The following is a 19,354-nucleotide window of genomic DNA, read 5'->3' as shown; positions in this document are numbered from 1 at the left end:
ATCGAGGTATGCCACAGCCGCGGGTCTCATCCTTCCCCCAGATCCGCCGGGCGCTCCGCTTCTACCAGGTCTGCTCGGTCATCACGGGCGTCGGACTGCTTCTCCTGTGCGCCGAGATGGTGCTGAAGTACACGCCGCAGCTGGCCGTCGAGCTGTTCTTCCTCGACTCCCACGGCCTCTTCGCGTTCCGCGAGGTCGTCCCGAGCCCGACGGGGGAGCTCATCTCGACCGGTGACGGCATCAACCTGTCGCTCGGCATCCTCATCGTCCACGGCTGGTTCTACGTCGTGTACCTCTTCGCGTGCTTCCGCGTGTGGAGCCTCATGCGCTGGCCGTTCTGGCGCTTCCTGCTGCTCGCCGGCGGCGGTGTCGTGCCGTTCCTCTCCTTCTTCATGGAGTACTTCGTCGCCCGCGACGTCAAGCGCTACCTCGCCCAGCGCGAGGAGACCGCCGCCGAGAAGCGGGCCGCCAAGGCCGCCTCCGGCCCCTCGACTCCGTCCGCACCGACCCAGGAGGTCCCCCGATGAGCGCAGACACCGCTGCGCGCCCCGTCCTCGTCGTCGACTTCGGCGCGCAGTACGCCCAGCTCATCGCACGTCGCGTGCGCGAGGCGGGCGTCTACAGCGAGCTGGTGCCGCACACGATCACGGCCGCAGAGGTCGCCGAGAAGAACCCCGTCGCGATCATCCTCTCGGGTGGGCCGTCGTCGGTGTACGAGCCCGGCGCACCCTCCCTCGATCCCGGCGTCTTCGAGCTCGGGATCCCCACGCTCGGCATCTGCTACGGCTTCCAGGTCATGGCCCAGGCGCTCGGCGGCGAGGTCGCTCACACCGGTCTGCGCGAGTACGGCGCGACCGATGCGGCCGTCGTCGGCGATGGCGGCGTCCTGCTGGGCGGCCAGCCCAGCGAGCAGAACGTGTGGATGAGCCACGGCGACCAGGTCGCCCAGGCGCCCGAGGGCTTCCAGGTGCTGGCCTCCACGGCCGTCACGCCGGTCGCCGCCTTCGGGAACGACGAGCGCTGCCTCTACGGCGTGCAGTGGCACCCCGAGGTGAAGCACTCCGACTTCGGCCAGAACGTGCTGGAGAACTTCCTGCACAAGGCCGCGGGCCTCCCCGCCGACTGGAACAGCGGCAACGTCATCGAGGAGCAGGTGCAGCGCATCCGGGAGCAGGTCGGCTCGGCGCGCGTCATCTCGGCCCTCTCCGGCGGCGTGGACTCGGCGGTCTCGACGGCCCTCGTGCACCGCGCGATCGGCGACCAGCTGACCGCCGTCTTCGTCGACCACGGGCTCCTCCGCAAGGGAGAGCGCGAGCAGGTCGAGAAGGACTACGTCGCCTCGACGGGCGTCCGCCTCATCACGGTCGACGCGGCCGACACGTTCCTCGGCCACCTCGCGGGCGTCACCGACCCCGAGGAGAAGCGCAAGATCATCGGCCGCGAGTTCATCCGCGCCTTCGAGAAGGTGCAGCGCGAGCTCGTTGAGGAGGCGAAGGCCGAGGGCGAGCCCATCCGCTTCCTCGTCCAGGGCACCCTCTACCCCGACGTGGTGGAGTCCGGCGGCGGCGCCGGCACGGCGAACATCAAGAGCCACCACAACGTCGGCGGTCTGCCCGATGACCTCGACTTCGAGCTCATCGAGCCGCTGCGCACCCTGTTCAAGGACGAGGTGCGCGCGATCGGCCGCGAGCTCGGCCTCCCCGAGGCGATCGTCGGCCGCCAGCCCTTTCCGGGGCCCGGCCTTGGCATCCGCATCGTGGGCGAGGTCACCGCTGACCGTCTCGAGATCCTGCGTGACGCCGACGCCATCGCGCGCGAGGAGCTGAGCGCGGCGGGCCTCGACAGCGAGATCTGGCAGTGCCCCGTCGTGCTGCTCGCGGACGTCCGCTCGGTGGGTGTGCAGGGCGACGGCCGCACGTACGGCCATCCGATCGTGCTGCGTCCGGTCTCGAGCGAGGACGCGATGACCGCCGACTGGACGCGTCTGCCGTACGACGTGCTGTCGAAGATCTCCAACCGCATCACGAACGAGGTGCGCGAGGTGAACCGCGTCGTGCTCGACGTCACCTCGAAGCCCCCGGGGACGATCGAGTGGGAGTGATCCCGCCCCCGCTGAAGGCCGCCGCTGCACCCGCAGCGGCGGCCTTCGCCGTTCAGAGGCTGTCGCGCACGTATTCCTGGACGACGACGCCCGAGTCGAACGCACGGGTCCGCTCGTGCGCGAAGTGCCGGGCTTCGTACGGGGCCGATCCGAACAGGGGGACTCCGCTGCCGAAGGCGAACGGGTTCCGCTTGAGGACGAGGCGGTCGATCTCGTCGATGAGCTGGCCTGCGAGATCTCCGCCGCCGCAGAGGTAGATCTCCAGCCCGTCCTCCTGCTTGAGCTCTCGCACGCGCTCGAGAGGATCTGCCGTGATCTCGATCTCGTCGGGAACGCGGCGATCCCGACGGCTCGCGACGATCTGACGGAGGTGGGCGTACGGACTCGTGATCCCGATGTCGAGCGCCGGCGTGTAGGTGTTCCACCCCATGACGACGGTGTCGAACCGGGTCCGCGGGGCCGAGATCCCGAGGGCGGTCAGGCCGTGACTCGGAAGCGCGTCCCCGAACTCGCGCTGGAGCACGGGCGCATGGTCGCCCTCGACGAGGAATGCGTCGAAGCCCCCGTCTGGCGCTGCGATGTAGCCGTCGAGCGTGACGGCGACGTAGTAGACGAGTTCGCGCATGGGATCTCCCTCCGTTATCCACGACGGATGTCGTGGGTGCGGGACCAATGTACAACGGATGTCGTGGTTTCGCTAGGGTGGGAGCATGGCGAGGAACGAGGAGCGGCGGGCTGCGCTCGCCGACGCTGGACTGCGCGTGCTCGCGCGGGAGGGTGCGCGGGGCCTGACCCACCGCGCTGTCGACGCGGAAGCCGGCGCCCCGCGGGGCACGGCGTCGAACTACTTCACGTCGCGCGAGGCGCTCGTCGACGGGCTCGTCGCGCGCATCGGCGAGCGGCTGACGCCGGATCCCGCCGTGCACGCGAGGCTCGCCTCCCGCGCGCCGTCGCGGGAGCTGTTCGCCGACTACCTTCGCGACATCGTGCAGCGCCTTCTCGCTGACCGCGATGTCACTCTCGCGCTCCTCGAGCTCCGACTCGAGGCCGCGCGTCGGCCATCCGTCGCGGAGTCGCTGGGTGGATGGATGCGGGCCGGGTTCGCGGGCGACGTCGCCTTCAACGAGGGGGCGGGTCTTCCGGGAGGCCGCACCGAGATCGCCCTCTTCCACTACGCGGTCGACGGGCTCATCCTCGACCGCCTCACGGTGAGCATCGACCCCGCCATCTCGATCGACGACGTTATCGACGAGCTCGTCGATCGGCTCCTGCCGCGCTGAGCGCTCACAGTGGCCACGACCGCAGTTCAGCGGTCAGCCGGGCGAGGTGCTCGGGCGGCCCCGCCTCGGCGAACCAGAGCCACAGCTCCGCCGCGTGGACGGCCGCCCAGGCGCGCACCAGGTCCCGATCCGCGCCGTATGCGGCGGTCATGTCGTCGAGACATCGCGCGTCCTTGCGGCTCGCTGCCCACGCCGCGCGCGCCAGCTCCCGCACCGGATCGCCGACGTGAGCGGCCTCCCAGTCGACCACAGCGGAGACGCGCCCGTCGACGACGAGCAGGTTGCCGTCGGTCCAGTCCCCGTGGCAGAAGGCGGCAGGCCCCGATGCTTCCGGGATGGAGAGCGGAAGCGGCGGCCCGCCCACGTCGCGGTAGCTCCGGAGGATGCGCGCATCGTCCGGAGCCGCTGGCAGGCCCTGCGGCACCGGTGTCTCGTGGAGACGGCGGAGCAGCACCGCCGACGCGCGCATGCCCTCGCGGCGCGTGTCCGCATCGACCTCGTCGAGTCTCTCTCCCGGCATGAGCGTCATGAGAATCCGACCGAGGGAGGCGTCGACCACCGACGGTGCGGGGAACGATGTCTGCGCGAGCGCGCGCAGGGCGAGCAGTTCGGTGTCGTGGCGGGCCGGATCCGCCATCCGCTTCTCGACGAGTGCGCGTCCGCCTTGCATGACGACGCGCACATGACCGACCGCTCCCTGTCGCATCCCGCCATCCTGCCGCGTGCGGCTCCCGCCCGCGAGAATGGGACGATGACGTCCTACCGCATGCGCGACCGGCTCATCCGCGACCACACCGTCACCGTGCCCCTCGACTGGACCGCACCCGACGACGGCCGCACCATCGATGTGTTCGCCCGCGAGGTCGCCCACGTCGACCGCGTCGACGCACCGCTGCTCGTCTTCCTCCAGGGCGGTCCGGGCGGCACCGGGCCGCGCCCGATGCCCGGCGGCGGAGACTGGATCGACGAGGTGCTGAAGACGCACCGGCTGCTGCTCCTCGACCAGCGCGGCACGGGGCGCTCCACGCGTGTCGAACGCGCCTCGATCGCCGGCATGAGCGCGGACGACGCGGCCGCCTACATCCGGCTCTTCCGTGCCGAGCAGATCGTCGCCGACCTCGAGCACCTCCGCCGCACGGTGTTCGGCGGTGTGCGCTGGCAGACGCTCGGGCAGAGCTACGGAGGCTTCCTCACGCTCACGTATCTGTCCTTCCATCCCGAAGCCCTCGCCGCCTCGTACGTCACGGGCGGGCTCACCTCGGTCGATCCCGATCCCGTCGAGGTCTACCGCCGCACGATCCCGCGCGTCGAGGCGAAGACCGCCGAGTTCTACCGTCGCTACCCGGAGGACGCCGACACGCTCGCGCGCATCGTCGACATCGTCGAGGGCTCCGATGTGCGCCTGCCCAGCGGCGACCGGCTCTCCGCGCGCCGGCTGCAGACGCTCGGCATCGAGTTCGGCATGAAGCCGGGCTTCGAGCGGCTGCACTGGCTCCTCGACGAGGCCTTCTCGCGCCCTGGCGTGCTGAGCGACCACTTCCTCGCTGAAGTCGACGCCGCCACGCAGTACTGGCGCGGACCGCTGTACGCGCTCCTGCAGGAGGAGATCTACGCGGATGGCGACGGCGCGACCGCGTGGGCCGCCCAGCGGGTGCGCGACGAGCGGGGCGGACTGCCCGCGACCGACGGGCCGATGCCGTTCACGGGGGAGATGTTCTTCCCGTGGATGTTCGACGAGATCGCGTCGCTGCGGCCCTTCCGCGATGCCGCGCATGCGCTCGCGGATCGCGTCGACCATCCGAGCCTGTACGACCGGACGCGGCTCGCGCGCAACGAGGTGCCCGTCGCCGCAGCGATGTACTACGACGACATGTACGTCGACTTCCCGCAGGCCGAGGAGACCGCGCGCTTCGTGCCGCACACCCACCTGTGGGTGACGAACGAGTACGAGCACGACGGGCTCCGTCAGGACCCGCGCATCGTGCGCGCCCTCATCGACCGCGTCGTCGCCGAGGGCGGACCGCTCGCCTGAACCGGCGGTGGCGGCTGTCCGGGTCGCGGGGGTGGCGCCGCCGGATGTCCGGGTCGCGGTTTCCGTCTGTATTGGGGCCGTTGGGGACGCGAAGTGCGACCTGGACGAACGGCTGCGGCCTGGGCGGCGCCGTCGATGTTCGGGTCGCGGTTGCCGTCCGTATTGGGGCTGTTGGGGACGCGAAGTGCGACCTGGACGAATGGCTGCGGCCTGGGCGGCGCCGTCGATGTTCGGGTCGCGGTTGCCGTCCGTATTGGGGCTGTTGGCGACGCGAAGTGCGACCTGGGCGGCGGCCGCCGATGTCCGGGTCGCAGTTGCCGTCCGTAATCGGGCCGTTGGGGACGCGAACTGCGACCTGGGCGGTCCCGCCGGTGTTCGGGTCGCGGTTGCCGTCCGTATTCGGGCTGTTGGGGACGCGAACTGCGACCTGGGCGATCCCCCGGCCCCCAACCCCGCCCCCGCCCCAACCCCACCCCCGTGTACGCTTGTACACACATCCGCAGATCGCGGCTGGATCAGGAGACCCGGTGAGCATGTCCTCCCCGCCCTCGCGCGAGGCGCGCAGGGCCCGCGGCGCGGTGTCCGCGCTCTTCTTCACGAACGGCGCGATCTACGCCAACGTCATCCCGCGCTTCCCCGAGATCAAGGACGCGCTGGGCCTCAGCGATACGCTCTACGGCGCCTCGATCGCCGCGATGCCGGTCGGCGCGCTCCTGTCGGGGCTCGCCGCCGCCGCGATCATCCGCCGTCTCGGATCCGGCCGCGTCGCGGTCATCGGCTCCGTGCTCCTCGCCGTCACGATGCTCGGGGTCGGCCTCGCGCCGGTGCCGATCCTCTTCGCCCTCGGCCTCTTCCTCGCGGGCGTCCTCGACTCGGTGACCGACGTGGGGCAGAACGCCCATGGCCTGCGCGTGCAGAAGCGGTACGGGCGGTCGATCATCAACGGCTTCCACGCCATCTGGTCGCTCGGCGCGGTCGTCGGCGGCTTCATGTCGGCCGGAGCGATCGCGATCGGCCTCCCGCTCGGCGTGCACCTGGCGATCACCGGGGCGCTCTTCGCCGCGACGGCGATCGTCGCGCTGCGCTTCTGCCTGCCCGGGCCCGAGGAGGAGTCGGGCGACGCCGAGACGCCGACCACCGCCGCAGCGGCACCGACCGCGCGCCGGACGCCGCGCATCGCGCTCGTCATGGCCGGGCTGGCGGTCATCGCGATCGCCGGGACGATCGTCGAGGAGGTCGGCAGCTCCTGGGCGACCCTCTACATGCGCGAATCGCTCGGCGCGCCCGCGGCGCTCGCGGCGATGGGCTTCATCGCGCTCATCGGGTTCCAGTTCATCGGCCGCCTCGTCGGCGACCGCCTCGTCGACCGGTTCGGGCAGCGGATGGTCGCGGTCGCGGGCGGCGCGCTCGTCGCGGTCGGCATGGGGTCGGCTCTCGCATGGCCCTCGGTCCTGCTCACCCTCGTCGGCTTCGCCGCAGCGGGATTCGGCGTCGCGACGCTCGTGCCGGCCGCCATGCATGCGGCCGACGAGCTGCCGGGCCTGCGCCCCGGCACCGGGCTCACCGTCGTGACGTGGCTCATGCGCCTCGGGTTCCTCATCTCACCGCTCGTCATCGGCACGATCTCCGATGCGACCGAGCTGAGGGTGAGCCTCGTCATCGTGCCGGTGGCGGGTCTGCTCGTCATCGCGCTCTCGGGCTTCCTCGAGCGCCGGCGCGCGTAGCCGTTCTGCTCTGGGCGGAAAAGGGTGCGCGCGCGAGGCGCGATGCCTACCGTGAGGGCATGGCCGAACTGCTTCCGCTCCCGTCGCGCCGCGTCGAGCCGGATCCGCTCTGGCGACATCTCGTCGGCGACCGGCTGCGGCGCATGCGCCACGAGCGCGAGGAGACGCTCGCCGAGGTCGCGCGACGCGCGGGCGTGTCGGTGCAGTACCTCTCCGAGGTCGAGCGCGGGCGCAAGGAGCCCTCGAGCGAGATCGTCGCGGCCATCCTCGGCGCTCTCGGCGGCACGCTCCTCGACCTGACCGCCGGCGTGGCGGACGACCTGCGCGCGACGGCGCTGGCCCCCGCGACGCTGCAGGCGCCGGGCGCGGTGCTCGCCCTCGCCGCCTGACGGCCGACCGGGGCGCGATCGCCGCGCCCCGGCCATCCTGCCGTCCGTCCTCAGTGCCGCTCCAGGACGACGTCGGCGAGGCCGTACTCGACGGCGGCGCGCGCGGTGAAGACGCGGTCGCGGTCCGTGTCGCGGCGCAGGGTCTCGACGTCGTGCCCGGTGTGGCGCGACAGGACTCCCTCCATGTCGCCGCGCACGCGCACGAGCTCGTCGGCGTGCAGGATGAGGTCGGGGATGGCCCCGCGCCCCTGCGCCGCCGGCTGGTTGAGCACGACGCGCGCGTGCGGGAGCACGGCTCGCTTGCCGGGCGCCCCCGCCGCGAGCAGCACGGCGCCGACGCCGATGGCCTGGCCGACGCACGTCGTCGCGACGTCGGGTCGGATGTACTGCAGTGTGTCGTAGACGCCGAGCATGGCCGCGGGGTCGCCGCCCTCGCAGTTGATATAGAGCTGCACGTCGCGGTCGGGCGCGAACGACTCGAGATGCAGGAGCTGCGCGATGAGCGCGTTTGCGACGCCCGCGTCGATGGGCGTGCCGAGGTAGACGACCCGCTCGGCGAGGAGGTGCGAGTACACGTCCATGATGCGCTCGCCGCGGCCGTCGCGGGTGATGACGTTGGGGATCGTGTAGGTGCTCATGCCGCCTCCGCTCCGAGGCCGATGCGGGCGCGCCGTTCGGGCATGACCTCGTGGAATCCGCTCACGATCGCGTCGATGAAGCCGTAGTCCCTGGCGTCCTCCGCCGTGAACCAGTTGTCGTGCAGCGAGTCCTCGAAGACGCGCGCGAGCGGCTGGCCTGTGTCCTCGCTGATGAGGCCGAGCACCGTGTCGCGCAGCCGGCGGAGGTCGTCGGCCTGCAGCTCGACGTCGACGGCCGTGCCTCCGATGCCCGAGGAGCCCTGATGCAGCAGGATCCGGGCGTGGGGGAGGGCGCGGCGCTTGCCGGGCGTCCCCGCCGAGAGCAGGAACTGCCCCGCGCTGCAGGCCAGGCCGATCGCGAGCGTCGAGACGTCGCACGGGACGAGCCGCATCACGTCGCGGATCGCGAGCATCGACGGCACGGAGCCGCCGGGGGAGTGGATCCACAGCGCGATCTCGCCCTGCGGATCCTCGGCGGCGAGCGCGAGCATCTGCGTCGTGAGGAGCATGCCGTTGTCGTCGTCGAGCACGCCGTCGAGCACGAGCACGCGGCGGTGGTAGAGCTCACGGCGGGCCTCCGCCGTGAACTGCGGGATCTTCGATTCGTCTGCCATGCACCCAGCGTGCGCGCGCCATCCGCTCGCCGGGCCGGAATCGGCTCAGGGCGGATCTGCCCCGAGCGGATGGCGCCGCTCGAGAGCGGATGGCCGCGCCGATGGAGAGCGGATGGCCGTGCCGCGAGGACGTGCCTGGCGCTCAGGCGCGCCCGAACGTCTCCGGGTCGACGGGCCGAGCGCGCCGCGGGAGCCCCTGCACGACGAGGAGGTACGACTCGGTCACGAGCTCGTCGACGAGCTCGGGCGTGAGCCCCGGGCCGGGCGTGACCGTGATCCAGTGCCGCTTGTTCATGTGATAGCCGGGGGCGATCTCGGCGAACGTCGCGCGCAGCGCCTCCCCGTCCTCGGGGCGCGCCTTGAGATTCACCATCGCCTCTCCGCCGCGCACGGTCTGCAGCATGAAGACCTTGCCGCGCACCTTGAAGACCTCCCATTCGGGTCCGAAGGGGTACTCGAGCGTCATGCCCGGAAGCTCCTCCGCGCGCTCGGCCGCGTGGCGCTGCAGGTCGTCGCCGTCCATCCGCACTCTCCTCGTCGTCGGTCCTCCGCCAGCGTACGCATCCGCGCGGAGTCACAGACCGGTGTCGTCGGTCGTGACCGGAACGGACATCGCCCGTAACACCGCGACGCGTCCCGCGAAACGTCGGGCCGCCATCCTGGAGGCACCCCTCGAGATCCACGGAGTCGCCATGTCCTACGTGAAGCCCGCCGACCTCGTCACGCGCATGATCGATGCCGGCGAGTCGAAGATCCTCATGTCCACCCGTGACACGATCATCCGCGCGTTCATGGGCGGGGCCATCCTCGCCCTGGGCGCCGCGTTCGCCGTGACCGTGTCGACGAACACGGGTCAGCCGCTTCTGGGTGCCCTGCTTTTCCCGGCGGGATTCGTGCTGCTGTATCTGCTCGGGTTCGACCTCCTCACCGGCGTCTTCACGCTCGCGCCCCTGGCCTGGCTCGACAAGCGTCCTGGCGTCTCGGGCGGCGGCGTGCTGCGCAACTGGGGGCTCGTGTTCCTCGGCAACTTCCTCGGCGCGTTCACGGTCGCGGTGCTCATGGCGATCGTGTTCACCTACGGCTTCGCCGCCGAGCCGAACGCGATCGGCCAGGCCATCGGCGAGATCGGCCACGGCCGCACGGTCGGCTACGCGGAGTACGGCGCCTCGGGCATGCTGACGCTCTTCGTGCGCGGCGTCCTCTGCAACTGGATGGTGTCGACCGGCGTCGTCGCGGCGATGATGTCGGACAGCGTCGCGAGCAAGGTCATCGCGATGTGGCTGCCCATCATGCTCTTCTTCTACATGGGCTTCGAGCACTCGATCGTGAACATGTTCCTGTTCCCGTCGGGTCTGCTCCTCGGCGCCGACTTCACGCTCGTGGACTACCTCGTGTGGAACGAGATCCCCACCGTCGTCGGCAACCTCGTGGGCGGCCTCTCGTTCGTGGGTCTCACGATCTACGCCACGCACGGCCGGACCGCCCCGAAGCGCGTCGCGCTCGTGAAGCCGAACGGCAAGCGCTTCGCGGCCGCCCCGACCCGGGTGCCGGCCGAGCTCGCGGACCAGCTCTGAGACCGACGGGAGCCGGGACGCCTCGCGCGTCCCGGCTCCCGCATGTCCGGGCATCCTGTTCGGGTGTGCCGTTCGGGCTCGCTCCTTCGGGCGTACCGGGATTCGGATGGCTGGGGCTGGTGTGCGCGTGTCGGCCTCAGTGGGCGACGTGTGCCCCACGGGTCCGATTCCGGGGACGGTGGGCGGGGGAGCGTCGCGTCGTTCCGGTGTCCGGATTCGGATGGCTGGGGCTGGTGTGCGCGTGTCGGCCTCAGTGGGTGACGTGTGCCCCAGGGGTCCGATTCCGGGGACGGTGGGCACGGCCTGGTGCGGGGCGGCGGCTCAACCGCGCCCGCCGCCCGGGCCGCCCATCCCTCCGCCGCCCATCCCGCCGGCGAGGGCCTGGCCGGTCGTCGCGGTCGCGACGGAGGCGCCGTCGACCGAGATGTCATACGACGCACCCGATACGACGTCGGCGCTCGAGAACACCACGGCCCCGAAGTCCTTCTCGGCGGTCGTCGAGAACAGCACCGTGCCGTCCTCCGCGACGATCTCGACGGTCGACCCTGCAGCGCCCGACGCGGAAGCCGCGACCCAGGCCTGAGCCGATTCCGTCGCGGGGGAGCCGCTCATGCCGCCCGAGTCGAGCGCGAGCACCGTGCCTCCCGAGATCGTGAGCGAACCGTTCGTGTCGAGCGCGCCGTTGCCCGAGCTCGTCGGGCCGTAGACGACCGTCGTGCCGCCCGTGATCTCCATCGAGCCGTTCGAGTCGAGCCCGTCGCCGTCGGAGTCGATCGTGACCTCGCCGCCCGCGATGAGCACGAGCTCGCCGGAGTCCTGCATGCCGCCTCCTCCCATGCCGCCCTGCATCTCCTCACCCGACGCCGTGTCGGAGCTCGAGCCCGCCGATCCGTTGATGCCGTCGTCGGTCGCCGTGATGTCGATGACGCCGCCGCCGATCGCGATCGTGCCGGCCTCGATGCCCTCCTCCGCCGAGATCGCGATGTCTCCGCCCGTGATGACGATGTCGGTGTAGCCGTCGATCCCGTCGCTGCCTGCGGTGATGTCGAGCGTGCCGCCCTCGATCTCGACGTAGCCCTGGGTCTCGTCCGCATCCTGATCGGAGGCGAGTCCGTCGCCGCCGGCGTCCACGGTGATCCTGCCGTCGCGGACCGTCAGCGAGTCGTTGCCCTTCAGCCCGTCGTCGGCGGCGGTCACGGTGATCTGACCGGAGAGGATGACGAGGTCGTCCTTGCTCGCGATGCCGTCCTCCGCTTCCCCCTCGACGGTGAGCGCTCCTGTGCCGGAGATCGTCAGATCCGTGTCGGCCCAGATCGCGGCGTTCGCGCCGGCATCGGCGGAATACGCGCCCGTCGACGCGACGGCGTTGGTCGAGCCCTCGGCGAGGAAGAGCGCGACGTCGTCGGCAGTCGTCACCTGGATGGCCGGGGCGCCGGCTGCCGCGATCGTCGCGCCGTCGAGGATGAGCACGACCTGCGCGTCGTCGGGCGCGGCCACGACGATCGATCCCGTGTAGTCGCCCGACAGACGGTACACGCCGGCCTCCGAGATGGTCACCGTGCCGTCCGCGACCGTCACGCCCGGGGCATCCGTCGTGGCTTCGGTTCCCGACAGGGCGATGTCGACGGCGTCGTCGGCCGACCACTCGTCGTCGTTCACGACGGTCTGGTCGGCGTTGGCGTCGCTCACCGCGGTGACGCTCGCGACCTCGGCGGTTGAGGCCGAGCTCGCCGTGGACGACGAAGCGGACGAGGAGTCCGACGTGGAGCCGGCTGCGGTGTCGGTGGCCGCGCTCGCGATGGCGGAGCAGCCGGTGACGGCCGCGACGGCGAGGGCGAAGGCGAGGCCGAGGCCCACACGCGCGGTGCGGGCGGAGCGGCGGGGTTCGGTGTTCATGAGGGCTCCTGTCGGGTCAGGCGGCGGGTGCGAAGTGGGTGCGGAGCACGCGGCTCCACTTGTTGGAGGGCAGATCGGGGTGCAGGGCGGCAAGGCCCGTGGCGAACTTGCTGATGCCGACCGGGCGGACACCTCCGCGCCAGAGCAGCCGGTCGAGTGACGACGCGCGAGCGGCGGACTTCGTCTCGACGATCACGAGGTCGGGGCGGTGCATCCGTCCGCCCCAGGCATCGGCCCACGCGAGCTCGGTGTCGATCGTCGCGCGGGCGCCCTCGGGCAGGAGCAGCGTCGTGCGCCGATAGGCCGTGTGCAGCGTCGGCGTGAGCGCGTCGGCGATGCCCGCGTCGAGACCGAGCGACGCGACGGCCTCGGCGGCGTAGCCGCGGCCCTCCTCGGTGAGGCGGTCGACCGCGTCGGCGGGGTGCGCGATCCGCTCCTTCACGGTCGTGCCGCGGCTGCCACGCGTCTTCATCTCGAGGAAGGCCGCGTCGGTGTCGACGTAGTGCCGCGCACGCAGCTTGAAGCGGCGCCGCCGGCCGAGCGCGGCGAGGCGGTAGCTCAGGAGATCGGGGGTGTCGAAGTACATCGTGCCGTACTGCGACGCGCGGTCGCCGTCGATCTCCAGGACCCGGGTGCGTCGATCGACCTGATCGAGGATCCGGACGGCGTCGTCGGCCGTCATGAGGTACTTGCGGTCGACGCGGGTGAGCAGCTCGGCCTCCTCGACGAGCTCGTCGAGGGACAGCGGGGTGAAGCGGCCCGCGAACCGCTCCGAGAGGCTCACGCGGCCACCTCCTCGCGGACGGCGGAGATGCGGATGGCCGCGGCCGGGCGCACGCGATAGCGCACGTCCACGAGCGTGGTGTCGTTGACGAAGTCGATGTGCTGGACGGAGAACGCCCGCACCTCGCCCCCGAGCCGCTCCTCGAGGGCGCACCGCAGCTGGTCGTCGTCGCCGATGGCCTCGTCGAGCTCGACCGTGCGGTGCCGGTAGGAGGCGAACAGAGCGGGGTGGTCGACGACGGCGAGTGCGAGCACGACGACCGCGACGAGCACGGTCGGGAGCACGTCGAACGTCGGCGCGAGGCCCGTCAGCAGCCCGATGGCGAGCGCCGCGAAGTAGTAGGCGACCTCGCGCTGAGAGATCTCGCTCGAGCGGAGGCGGATGATCGACAGGACGCCGAACAGACCCAGCCCCAGGCCGACGGCCACCTCGGCCGAAGCGAGCACATTCGAGACCGCGAAGACGCCGATGTTGACGCCGAAGAATGCGACGACGAGGTCGCGCCGCCGGTGGCGGTGGAAGTAGACGGCGACCGTGAGCAGCGTGATGGCGGCCAGGTCGACGGCGAGCATCGTGAGATCGGGCATGTCGTTCACCTTTCGTTCACTTCAGTGAAGCGGCGCGGTCTATGGGCCTCCTATGCCCCGATCAAGCGAGGACCAGGGGTTTCACCGGCGCTCGGTCGGCTGCGCGCGCGTGCGCGAACACCCACGCGCGCTGCACCAGGAACCCGGCCAGCCAGAGCGCGGCCTCGGTGACGACCTTGGCGATGACGAGGCCCACGCCGAGCGCGTCGAGGATGGTCATGAGGGTCACGTTCGCGACGAGCACGACCGCCGCGAGGGCGGCGTAGCGCGCGAGCTCGACGCGCAGGGGTGCGCGCTGTCGACGGCGTCCGAAGACCCAGATGCGGTTCACGGCGAAGTTCAGGCCCGCGCTCACGACGCGGGCGCCCGCGATCGATCCCTGCAGCCATCCGCTCGCGAGGAGGAGCAGCCAGAGCAGGAGCGCGTCGACCGCTGCCGCGAGCACCGACGACGCGAGGAACGCGGCCAGCGGAGCCACGACGCGCAGCGAGTCGCGCAGCGGGCGGAAATGCGAGCTGCGGTTCTCGTCGAGGTAGACCGTCCGGATGGGCGTCTGCAGGATCCGGAAGCCGGCACGCGCCGAGCGGAGGAGCATGATCGCCTCGTACTCGAAGCGGTCGCCCGGCAGGCGCGACGCCCACGGGAGCGCGGCGGCAGGCAGCCCCCGCAGCCCCGTCTGCGTGTCGACGACCCGGACGCCCGTGGCGACCGCGAACATCCGCGCAGACACCGCGTTGCCGAAACGGCTGCGCAGCGGCACGTCGTCGCCCCGGAAGTCGCGCACGCCGAGCACGATCGCGTCAGGGCTCCCCTCCACCTCACGCGCGACCCGCACGATGTCGTCGGGGGCATGCTGCCCGTCCGCGTCCGCGGTGACGACGGGAGCGTCGGGGTGCGCCGTGCGTGCGTGCCGGAAGAGCGTGCGCAGCGCGGCCCCCTTGCCGCGGTTCGCGCCGTGGCTCAGCACCTCGACGCCTGCGGCCTCGAGCGAGGCGAAGACGGGCGCCGACGCCACGCCGCTGCCGTCGTCCACGACGACGATGTCGAGCGAGGGATCGCGCTCGTGCAGGGCCGTGGCGAGGTCGACGAGCCGGTGGTCCGGCTCGTAGGCCGGGATCGCGACGACGGTCACCCCGCGCCGCCGATGTAGAGGATGTCGCTCGTCGCCCGCTCGCCGCCGTTGGAAGGCCGGTTGACGACCTCGCCATCGAACCACATCTCGCTCGAGCCGCCGCCGTCGAGGTTGTACGCGGTCTGCACGCCGAGGCCCTGCATGATCTCGGCGAGCTCGGGCAGGGTCGCGCCGCGGCTGTACCCCTCCTCGCGTCCGTCGACGACGACGAAGAGGAGGTGCGTCGCATCGATCACGCCGATCGCGGTGCGCGGCTGCTCGCCCTGGATCGAGTGGTTGCCGAAGTTCGTGTCGACCTCCACCTCGTCGACGCCTTCGACGACGGCGCCGTCGCGCACGAGCGCCGGGCCGAAGGAGAGCGTCGTCCAGACGCCTGCGTCGACGAGGGCCTGCGCCGTGGTCGCGGTCTCGTCGTAGATCTCGGCGCGCCCGTCGGCGTAGAGGGCGAGGCCCTCGCGCGCCCCCGCATCGCGGTAGGCGACCCCGTTGCGCACCTGGATGCCCGTGTCGCGGAAGCCGTAGTAGTCGCCGTTGACGGCGAACCGGGCGCCGTGCGCCTCGGCCATCTCCGACACGAGCTGCGTCACGTTCTCGCCGAACTGGTCGTGCGCGAACGCCGTGCGGAGGTCGGTCGGGTCGCCCAGCGTCACGTGCGCGACGAAGAAGGTGAGGGTGTCGGCGCCCGTGCCCGTCGTGACGGTCTCGATCGAGACGGTGCTCGCACTCGAGGTCGAAGCCGTCTCGGAGACCGCGGTGCCGGACGCCTCCTCGGCCGCCGCGACGCTCGCGACCTCGACATGCGGGACGAGGAATCGGTCGGCCGCCCACCAGGCGGCCGTGCCGGCGCCGGCGACAGCCGTCGCCCCGCCGATGAGAAAAGCTCTGCGTGAGAGGATCCGTCGTTCGCTCATGGCCCGATGCTCGAGCGCGCGGCTATGCGGTCGCTATGGCACCGGGATGACGGGGCTCCGGCTTCCTCTGGAGACGCCGGGAGAGACGACGAAGGCCGCCCCGCGGAGCGGGACGGCCTTCGATCGTCTGCGGCTCCTTACTCGCTGCCGCGGAGGATGGCGATGATGCGCAGGATCTCGACGTACAGCCAGACGACCGTGACCATGATGCCGAAGGCGGCCTGCCAGCCGAACTTGCGCGGGGCGCCGTTGCGGACGCCCTGCTGCACCATGTCGAAGTCGAGCACGAGCGAGTACGCCGCCATGATGACGACGAGCACGCCGATCGCGACACCGAGCCATCCCGACCGGAGACCCCAGCCGTCCACGATCCCCGTGAACGAGAGCACGAGGTTGAGGAGCGAGAAGACGAGGTACCCGATCATCGCGATCATGAAGATCTTGGTCGCACGGGCCGAGGCGCGGATCTTGCCGCTGGCGAAGAGGGCGAGCGTCACGCCGATGACCGAGACGGTCGCCAGCGTGGCCTGCATGATGATGCCGGGCCAGATGAGCTCGAAGTAGGCGGAGATGCCGCCGACGAAGAGCCCCTCGAACGCCGCGTAGGCGAAGATCAGCGGAACGCTCGGCGTCTTCTTGAACGCGTTCACGAGGCCGAGGATGCCGCCGCCGATCATGCCGATGATCCACGGCATCATCGACGCGTTGGCGAGGTTGTTGGTCGCGATCGCCGGCGCGAAGGTCCAGAAGTAGCCGATCGTCGCGAGCACGAGCATGACCGCGAAGAGGCCCACGGTCTTCCAGATCGTGTCCTCGACCGTCATGCGGCCGGTCTCGCGCGCGCCGGCCGGCGGCGCGGCGAGCATGCCCTCCATCTTGGCGTTCGCCGCGGCGTCGACGCCCATGTGGGCGAACTGCCCGGCCTGGACGCCGGCGGGCGGCGGGGTGGTGGGCGTTCCGTACTGCGCGGCCTGCGGGCCACCGGGGTAGCTCTGAACCGCGCGCGGATCGGGGGAGAAGACGGGATTGTTGAAACCGGGGCTGGCCATGATGCGGTCACTCCTATGGTCTGCTGACGGCGCGGTCTCATCGTCGAGCTTCGCGGAAGCCCCACGATGATGCTGTCCCTCCAGAGTAGTCACGCGATGCTATGGGAGGGCTGTGATTCGGAAAGCGTTCACGCGCGGCGAAATCCCGGTTCCCACGCGCTGGCTAGCCTTCTCGTATGCCCCGTCGCCATCCGCTCGTCATCGGCCACCGCGGAGCACCGGGGTATCGGCCCGAGCACTCGCGCTCGTCCTACGCCCTCGCCTTCGCGATGGGCGTCGACGCCGTCGAGCCCGATGTCGTCGCCACGCGCGACGGCGTGCTCGTGGTCCGGCACGAGAACGAGATCTCCGGCACGACCGATGTCGCCGACCATCCCGAGTTCGCCGATCGTCGGACGGTGAAGGCCGTCGACGGCGAGCGGCTCGACGGCTGGTTCACGGAGGACTTCACGTGGGACGAGCTCGCGACGCTGCGCACGCGCGAGCGGATCCCCGACCTGCGGCCCGCGAGCGCGACGTTCGATGGGGCCGAGCCCATCCTGCGGCTGGACGAGCTGCTCGAGCTCGTCCGCGCGGCGTCCGCCGAGTACGGGCGCGAGATCGGCGTCGTGCTCGAGATCAAGCACGCGACGTACTTCGAGCGGCTCGGCCTCGATCTCGTGCCCCTCATCGAGCGCGACCTCGCCACCGCGGGCTGGCTGGACGGGTCGCTCCCTCTCATCGTCGAGGCGTTCGAGGAGACGGTGCTGCGGCGGCTGCGTGCGCGCGGCGTGCCCGGGACCTACATCCACCTGCTCGAAGCCCGGGGGACGGCCTTCGACCTCCTCGTGCGCGATGGCGATGCGGCGCGAAGCTACGCGCAGACCGCGACGCCGGCCGGTCTCGACGAGCTCGTCGGCGTGGTCGACGGCATCAGCGTCGACAAGCGCATAATCCTCCGCCCCGACGGCGCGGGGCGCGCGACCGGGCCGGGTCGGCTCGTCGCCGACGCGCACGACCGCGGGCTGCAGGTGTTCACCTGGACCTGCCGCCCCGAGAACGCCTTCCTCGTTCCGGAGTTCCGCGGCGCGGGCGGGCGCGCGGCGTTCGGCGACTACGCGGCCGAGTGGGAGCTCGTGCGCGCGAGCGGAGTGGACGGCGTGTTCGTCGACCATCCCGATCTGGGGGCGGACGTGTTCCGCGCCCCCGTCGTCAGCTGACGGAGGAGCTCATGTCGGCCCGGAAGATCCGACCGAGGCACCGCTCTGCGGTGCGGGCGTCGGACGCCTGGATGGCCGTGGCGACCTCGCGCGCGCGTGCCGCGATGAACTCCGGAGGGTTCAGCAGCGGATGGCCGCCCCGCGTGCTGCGCATGAGCTCACCCCATGCGCGGTCGAAGGACACGCGCAGGAACGGGTTGCCTGCGGCCTCGATGGTCGCATCGAAGGCCACCCGCGCGGCCCCGTAGAGCACCTCCGGCGTGTGCTGGCCCTCGTCGCACAGTGCGGCGAGCGCGCGGAACAGCTGCGCCAGGCGGACCCGCGCGGCGCTGTCGACGCGCGCGAGCGCGAGATGGAGGCCGATCCCGACCTCGATCCCCAGGCACTCCATCGCGATGTGGAAGCGGTCGGGGGCGTGCTCGGCGACACGGTAGAAGCGGCTGCGGGTCTCGCGGACGAGCCCCACGCGCTCCAGCTCGCGCAGCGCGACGCGCACGATCGCGCGCGGGATCCCGAGCTCGTCGGCGATCACCGCGTCGCGGATCCGTGCCCCCGGCGGCAGCGCTCCTGTCCTGATCGCCTCGCGCACGTGCTCCGACGTGCGCTTCATCTCCCCGGCGTGCTCGACGACACGCACCTGCCCCCTGTATCGCTGCATGGCAGACCCCCTTGGACACACGGTAGCGCCAGAGGCGCTTCGTGCAACAGGGTGTCGTGGGGTCAGTCGCGCGAGGTCGTGGCGTCGAACAGCTCGAGGATGCTCTGCTCGGCCCGCAGCGCGTCCGCGCTCTCGATCGCGTCGCGCAGCTCGTCGAAGAGCGCCGACACCGCGTCGTCCACGGCGATCGCGAAGCTGCCGCTGCGGATGTTGCGCTCGAGTGCGAACCGCGCGTCCATCGTGACGGAGCGGAAGACCGGGTTCTCCGTCTGGTCGACGAGGAACAGGAAGCACGCGAAGTAGCTCTCGCGCGCGCGGTCGCGATCGCCGGCGGCGAGTGCCGTTCGCAGGTCCTCGAGCAGCTCGAGGCTGCGCCTGCGCGCGGCGTCGTCCATCCGCTCCACGGCCATCCGCGCGGCCACGCCGGTCTGGTAGCGCGCGAACTCGATGCTCGCGGTCACCATCTCGGGCGTGATCTCGGTCACGCGCGTGAAGCGGCTCGCCGACATCTCGATGAGCCCCTCCCGCTCGAGGCGCTGCAGAGCCTCGCGGACCGGCATGCGCGAGACCCCCAGGCTCTCGGCGATGTCGAGGTCGCGGATGCGCTCTCCGGGCGCGAAGGAGCCGTCGACGATGGCCGCCGCGATCCTGTCGTACACGGCGTCGCCCAGTCGTGTCGGCGATAGGTCGAGTTTCCCAGTGAAATTCGGCATCGTAACCTCCCCAGTCGATGCGAACGGATGAACACTACTCCTCGCACCTGCGATATGTCGCTCTCACCAGCTG

21 protein-coding genes are annotated in these 19,354 nt (G+C 71.2%); 8 read left to right on the top strand and 13 right to left on the bottom strand.

The features are described 5' to 3' along the window. Window positions 1-8: 8 nt before the first annotated feature. Both ACWXWW_RS01120 and guaA read left to right on the top strand, forming a co-directional pair. Window positions 9-527 (top strand): DUF3817 domain-containing protein, encoded by a 519-nt coding sequence (locus tag ACWXWW_RS01120; RefSeq protein WP_282978194.1) that lies wholly within the window; start codon window positions 9-11, stop codon window positions 525-527. After that, a complete protein-coding gene (guaA, locus tag ACWXWW_RS01115; RefSeq protein WP_271172326.1) occupies window positions 524-2,101 on the top strand; it encodes a glutamine-hydrolyzing GMP synthase in 1,578 nt (525 codons plus the stop codon). Before ACWXWW_RS01120 ends, guaA begins: the two co-directional genes overlap by 4 nt. Before the next feature lie 52 nt (window positions 2,102-2,153). Here guaA and ACWXWW_RS01110 read toward each other — a convergent pair whose 3' ends face one another. After that, window positions 2,154-2,726, bottom strand: coding sequence for a dihydrofolate reductase family protein (locus tag ACWXWW_RS01110; RefSeq protein ID WP_455968275.1), 573 nt, complete (start codon window positions 2,724-2,726; stop codon window positions 2,154-2,156). An 85-nt stretch (window positions 2,727-2,811) separates the two neighbouring features. Between ACWXWW_RS01110 and ACWXWW_RS01105 the strand changes: the two genes are divergently transcribed. Then, window positions 2,812-3,381, top strand: coding sequence for a TetR/AcrR family transcriptional regulator (locus tag ACWXWW_RS01105; RefSeq protein WP_271172324.1), 570 nt, complete (start codon window positions 2,812-2,814; stop codon window positions 3,379-3,381). A 4-nt stretch (window positions 3,382-3,385) separates the two neighbouring features. Here the strand turns inward: ACWXWW_RS01105 and ACWXWW_RS01100 are convergent, their stop codons facing one another. Continuing rightward, window positions 3,386-4,087, bottom strand: coding sequence for a phosphotransferase family protein (locus tag ACWXWW_RS01100; RefSeq protein ID WP_455968273.1), 702 nt, complete (start codon window positions 4,085-4,087; stop codon window positions 3,386-3,388). A gap of 45 nt (window positions 4,088-4,132) precedes the next feature. Between ACWXWW_RS01100 and ACWXWW_RS01095 the strand changes: the two genes are divergently transcribed. The 3 genes from ACWXWW_RS01095 to ACWXWW_RS01085 all read left to right on the top strand — a co-directional run bounded on the left by ACWXWW_RS01095 (window position 4,133) and on the right by ACWXWW_RS01085 (window position 7,526). Further along, complete coding sequence (locus tag ACWXWW_RS01095) at window positions 4,133-5,413, top strand: alpha/beta fold hydrolase (RefSeq protein WP_455968271.1); 1,281 nt, start codon at window positions 4,133-4,135, stop codon at window positions 5,411-5,413. A gap of 533 nt (window positions 5,414-5,946) precedes the next feature. Next, window positions 5,947-7,137: an MFS transporter gene (locus ACWXWW_RS01090; RefSeq protein WP_455968310.1), complete on the top strand. Its 1,191-nt coding sequence runs from the start codon at window positions 5,947-5,949 to the stop codon at window positions 7,135-7,137. A gap of 59 nt (window positions 7,138-7,196) precedes the next feature. Then, window positions 7,197-7,526 (top strand): helix-turn-helix domain-containing protein, encoded by a 330-nt coding sequence (locus ACWXWW_RS01085; protein WP_455968269.1) that lies wholly within the window; start codon window positions 7,197-7,199, stop codon window positions 7,524-7,526. 50 nt (window positions 7,527-7,576) lie between these two features. Here ACWXWW_RS01085 and ACWXWW_RS01080 read toward each other — a convergent pair whose 3' ends face one another. From ACWXWW_RS01080 to ACWXWW_RS01070, 3 genes are all read right to left on the bottom strand, one after another. Then, the gene (locus ACWXWW_RS01080; protein WP_271172320.1) at window positions 7,577-8,164 is read right to left on the bottom strand and encodes a ClpP family protease; all 588 of its coding nucleotides are present in this window, start codon (window positions 8,162-8,164) and stop codon (window positions 7,577-7,579) included. Further along, on the bottom strand, window positions 8,161-8,778 hold the full coding sequence (locus ACWXWW_RS01075) for a ClpP family protease (RefSeq protein ID WP_455968267.1): 618 nt from the start codon (window positions 8,776-8,778) through the stop codon (window positions 8,161-8,163). Before ACWXWW_RS01075 ends, ACWXWW_RS01080 begins: the two co-directional genes overlap by 4 nt. 142 nt (window positions 8,779-8,920) lie before the next feature. Continuing rightward, window positions 8,921-9,301, bottom strand: coding sequence for an MmcQ/YjbR family DNA-binding protein (locus tag ACWXWW_RS01070; protein ID WP_455968265.1), 381 nt, complete (start codon window positions 9,299-9,301; stop codon window positions 8,921-8,923). Between the two features lie 169 nt (window positions 9,302-9,470). Between ACWXWW_RS01070 and ACWXWW_RS01065 the strand changes: the two genes are divergently transcribed. Continuing rightward, complete coding sequence (locus ACWXWW_RS01065; protein ID WP_282978187.1) at window positions 9,471-10,352, top strand: formate/nitrite transporter family protein; 882 nt, start codon at window positions 9,471-9,473, stop codon at window positions 10,350-10,352. A 321-nt stretch (window positions 10,353-10,673) separates the two neighbouring features. Here the strand turns inward: ACWXWW_RS01065 and ACWXWW_RS01060 are convergent, their stop codons facing one another. The 6 genes from ACWXWW_RS01060 to ACWXWW_RS01035 form a co-directional block, all read right to left on the bottom strand. Beyond that, complete coding sequence (locus ACWXWW_RS01060; protein ID WP_455968263.1) at window positions 10,674-12,248, bottom strand: carbohydrate-binding domain-containing protein; 1,575 nt, start codon at window positions 12,246-12,248, stop codon at window positions 10,674-10,676. A 16-nt stretch (window positions 12,249-12,264) separates the two neighbouring features. After that, on the bottom strand, window positions 12,265-13,032 hold the full coding sequence (locus ACWXWW_RS01055; RefSeq protein WP_271172315.1) for a polyphosphate polymerase domain-containing protein: 768 nt from the start codon (window positions 13,030-13,032) through the stop codon (window positions 12,265-12,267). Next, a complete protein-coding gene (locus ACWXWW_RS01050; protein ID WP_271172314.1) occupies window positions 13,029-13,619 on the bottom strand; it encodes a DUF4956 domain-containing protein in 591 nt (196 codons plus the stop codon). The genes ACWXWW_RS01055 and ACWXWW_RS01050 overlap by 4 nt, the downstream gene beginning before the upstream one ends. Before the next feature lie 61 nt (window positions 13,620-13,680). Further along, window positions 13,681-14,751: a glycosyltransferase gene (locus ACWXWW_RS01045; protein ID WP_455968261.1), complete on the bottom strand. Its 1,071-nt coding sequence runs from the start codon at window positions 14,749-14,751 to the stop codon at window positions 13,681-13,683. Next, window positions 14,748-15,662 (bottom strand): phosphodiester glycosidase family protein, encoded by a 915-nt coding sequence (locus ACWXWW_RS01040; protein ID WP_455968259.1) that lies wholly within the window; start codon window positions 15,660-15,662, stop codon window positions 14,748-14,750. Before ACWXWW_RS01040 ends, ACWXWW_RS01045 begins: the two co-directional genes overlap by 4 nt. Before the next feature lie 137 nt (window positions 15,663-15,799). Next, entirely contained in the window at window positions 15,800-16,711 is a 912-nt protein-coding gene (locus ACWXWW_RS01035; RefSeq protein ID WP_455968257.1) for a Bax inhibitor-1/YccA family protein, read from the bottom strand. Between the two features lie 176 nt (window positions 16,712-16,887). Between ACWXWW_RS01035 and ACWXWW_RS01030 the strand changes: the two genes are divergently transcribed. Further along, complete coding sequence (locus tag ACWXWW_RS01030) at window positions 16,888-17,910, top strand: glycerophosphodiester phosphodiesterase family protein (protein WP_455968256.1); 1,023 nt, start codon at window positions 16,888-16,890, stop codon at window positions 17,908-17,910. On the opposite strand, the gene ACWXWW_RS01025 is transcribed toward ACWXWW_RS01030, so the two are convergent. Next, a complete protein-coding gene (locus ACWXWW_RS01025) occupies window positions 17,903-18,568 on the bottom strand; it encodes a GntR family transcriptional regulator (protein WP_271172309.1) in 666 nt (221 codons plus the stop codon). The two genes, ACWXWW_RS01030 and ACWXWW_RS01025, sit on opposite strands and share 8 nt — an antisense overlap. A gap of 62 nt (window positions 18,569-18,630) precedes the next feature. Next, the gene (locus ACWXWW_RS01020; RefSeq protein WP_324012119.1) at window positions 18,631-19,227 is read right to left on the bottom strand and encodes a GntR family transcriptional regulator; all 597 of its coding nucleotides are present in this window, start codon (window positions 19,225-19,227) and stop codon (window positions 18,631-18,633) included. Between the last annotated feature and the right edge of the window lie 127 nt (window positions 19,228-19,354).

The sequence above is a fragment of the Microbacterium sp. KNMS genome, from assembly GCF_053851835.1.
The sequence above is the reverse complement of the archived record's forward strand: the minus strand, read 5'-3'. Positions and strand labels throughout refer to the sequence as shown.

Coding starts and splice junctions, on each gene's coding strand:
- ACWXWW_RS01120 (WP_282978194.1), top strand. CDS start 9: ATGCCACAGCCGCGGGTCTCATCCTTCCCCCAGATCCGCCGGGCGCTC.
- guaA (WP_271172326.1), top strand. CDS start 524: ATGAGCGCAGACACCGCTGCGCGCCCCGTCCTCGTCGTCGACTTCGGC.
- ACWXWW_RS01110 (WP_455968275.1), bottom strand. CDS start 2,726: ATGCGCGAACTCGTCTACTACGTCGCCGTCACGCTCGACGGCTACATC.
- ACWXWW_RS01105 (WP_271172324.1), top strand. CDS start 2,812: ATGGCGAGGAACGAGGAGCGGCGGGCTGCGCTCGCCGACGCTGGACTG.
- ACWXWW_RS01100 (WP_455968273.1), bottom strand. CDS start 4,087: ATGCGACAGGGAGCGGTCGGTCATGTGCGCGTCGTCATGCAAGGCGGA.
- ACWXWW_RS01095 (WP_455968271.1), top strand. CDS start 4,133: ATGACGTCCTACCGCATGCGCGACCGGCTCATCCGCGACCACACCGTC.
- ACWXWW_RS01090 (WP_455968310.1), top strand. CDS start 5,947: ATGTCCTCCCCGCCCTCGCGCGAGGCGCGCAGGGCCCGCGGCGCGGTG.
- ACWXWW_RS01085 (WP_455968269.1), top strand. CDS start 7,197: ATGGCCGAACTGCTTCCGCTCCCGTCGCGCCGCGTCGAGCCGGATCCG.
- ACWXWW_RS01080 (WP_271172320.1), bottom strand. CDS start 8,164: ATGAGCACCTACACGATCCCCAACGTCATCACCCGCGACGGCCGCGGC.
- ACWXWW_RS01075 (WP_455968267.1), bottom strand. CDS start 8,778: ATGGCAGACGAATCGAAGATCCCGCAGTTCACGGCGGAGGCCCGCCGT.
- ACWXWW_RS01070 (WP_455968265.1), bottom strand. CDS start 9,301: ATGGACGGCGACGACCTGCAGCGCCACGCGGCCGAGCGCGCGGAGGAG.
- ACWXWW_RS01065 (WP_282978187.1), top strand. CDS start 9,471: ATGTCCTACGTGAAGCCCGCCGACCTCGTCACGCGCATGATCGATGCC.
- ACWXWW_RS01060 (WP_455968263.1), bottom strand. CDS start 12,248: ATGAACACCGAACCCCGCCGCTCCGCCCGCACCGCGCGTGTGGGCCTC.
- ACWXWW_RS01050 (WP_271172314.1), bottom strand. CDS start 13,619: ATGCCCGATCTCACGATGCTCGCCGTCGACCTGGCCGCCATCACGCTG.
- ACWXWW_RS01040 (WP_455968259.1), bottom strand. CDS start 15,662: ATGAGCGAACGACGGATCCTCTCACGCAGAGCTTTTCTCATCGGCGGG.
- ACWXWW_RS01035 (WP_455968257.1), bottom strand. CDS start 16,711: ATGGCCAGCCCCGGTTTCAACAATCCCGTCTTCTCCCCCGATCCGCGC.
- ACWXWW_RS01030 (WP_455968256.1), top strand. CDS start 16,888: ATGCCCCGTCGCCATCCGCTCGTCATCGGCCACCGCGGAGCACCGGGG.
- ACWXWW_RS01025 (WP_271172309.1), bottom strand. CDS start 18,568: ATGCAGCGATACAGGGGGCAGGTGCGTGTCGTCGAGCACGCCGGGGAG.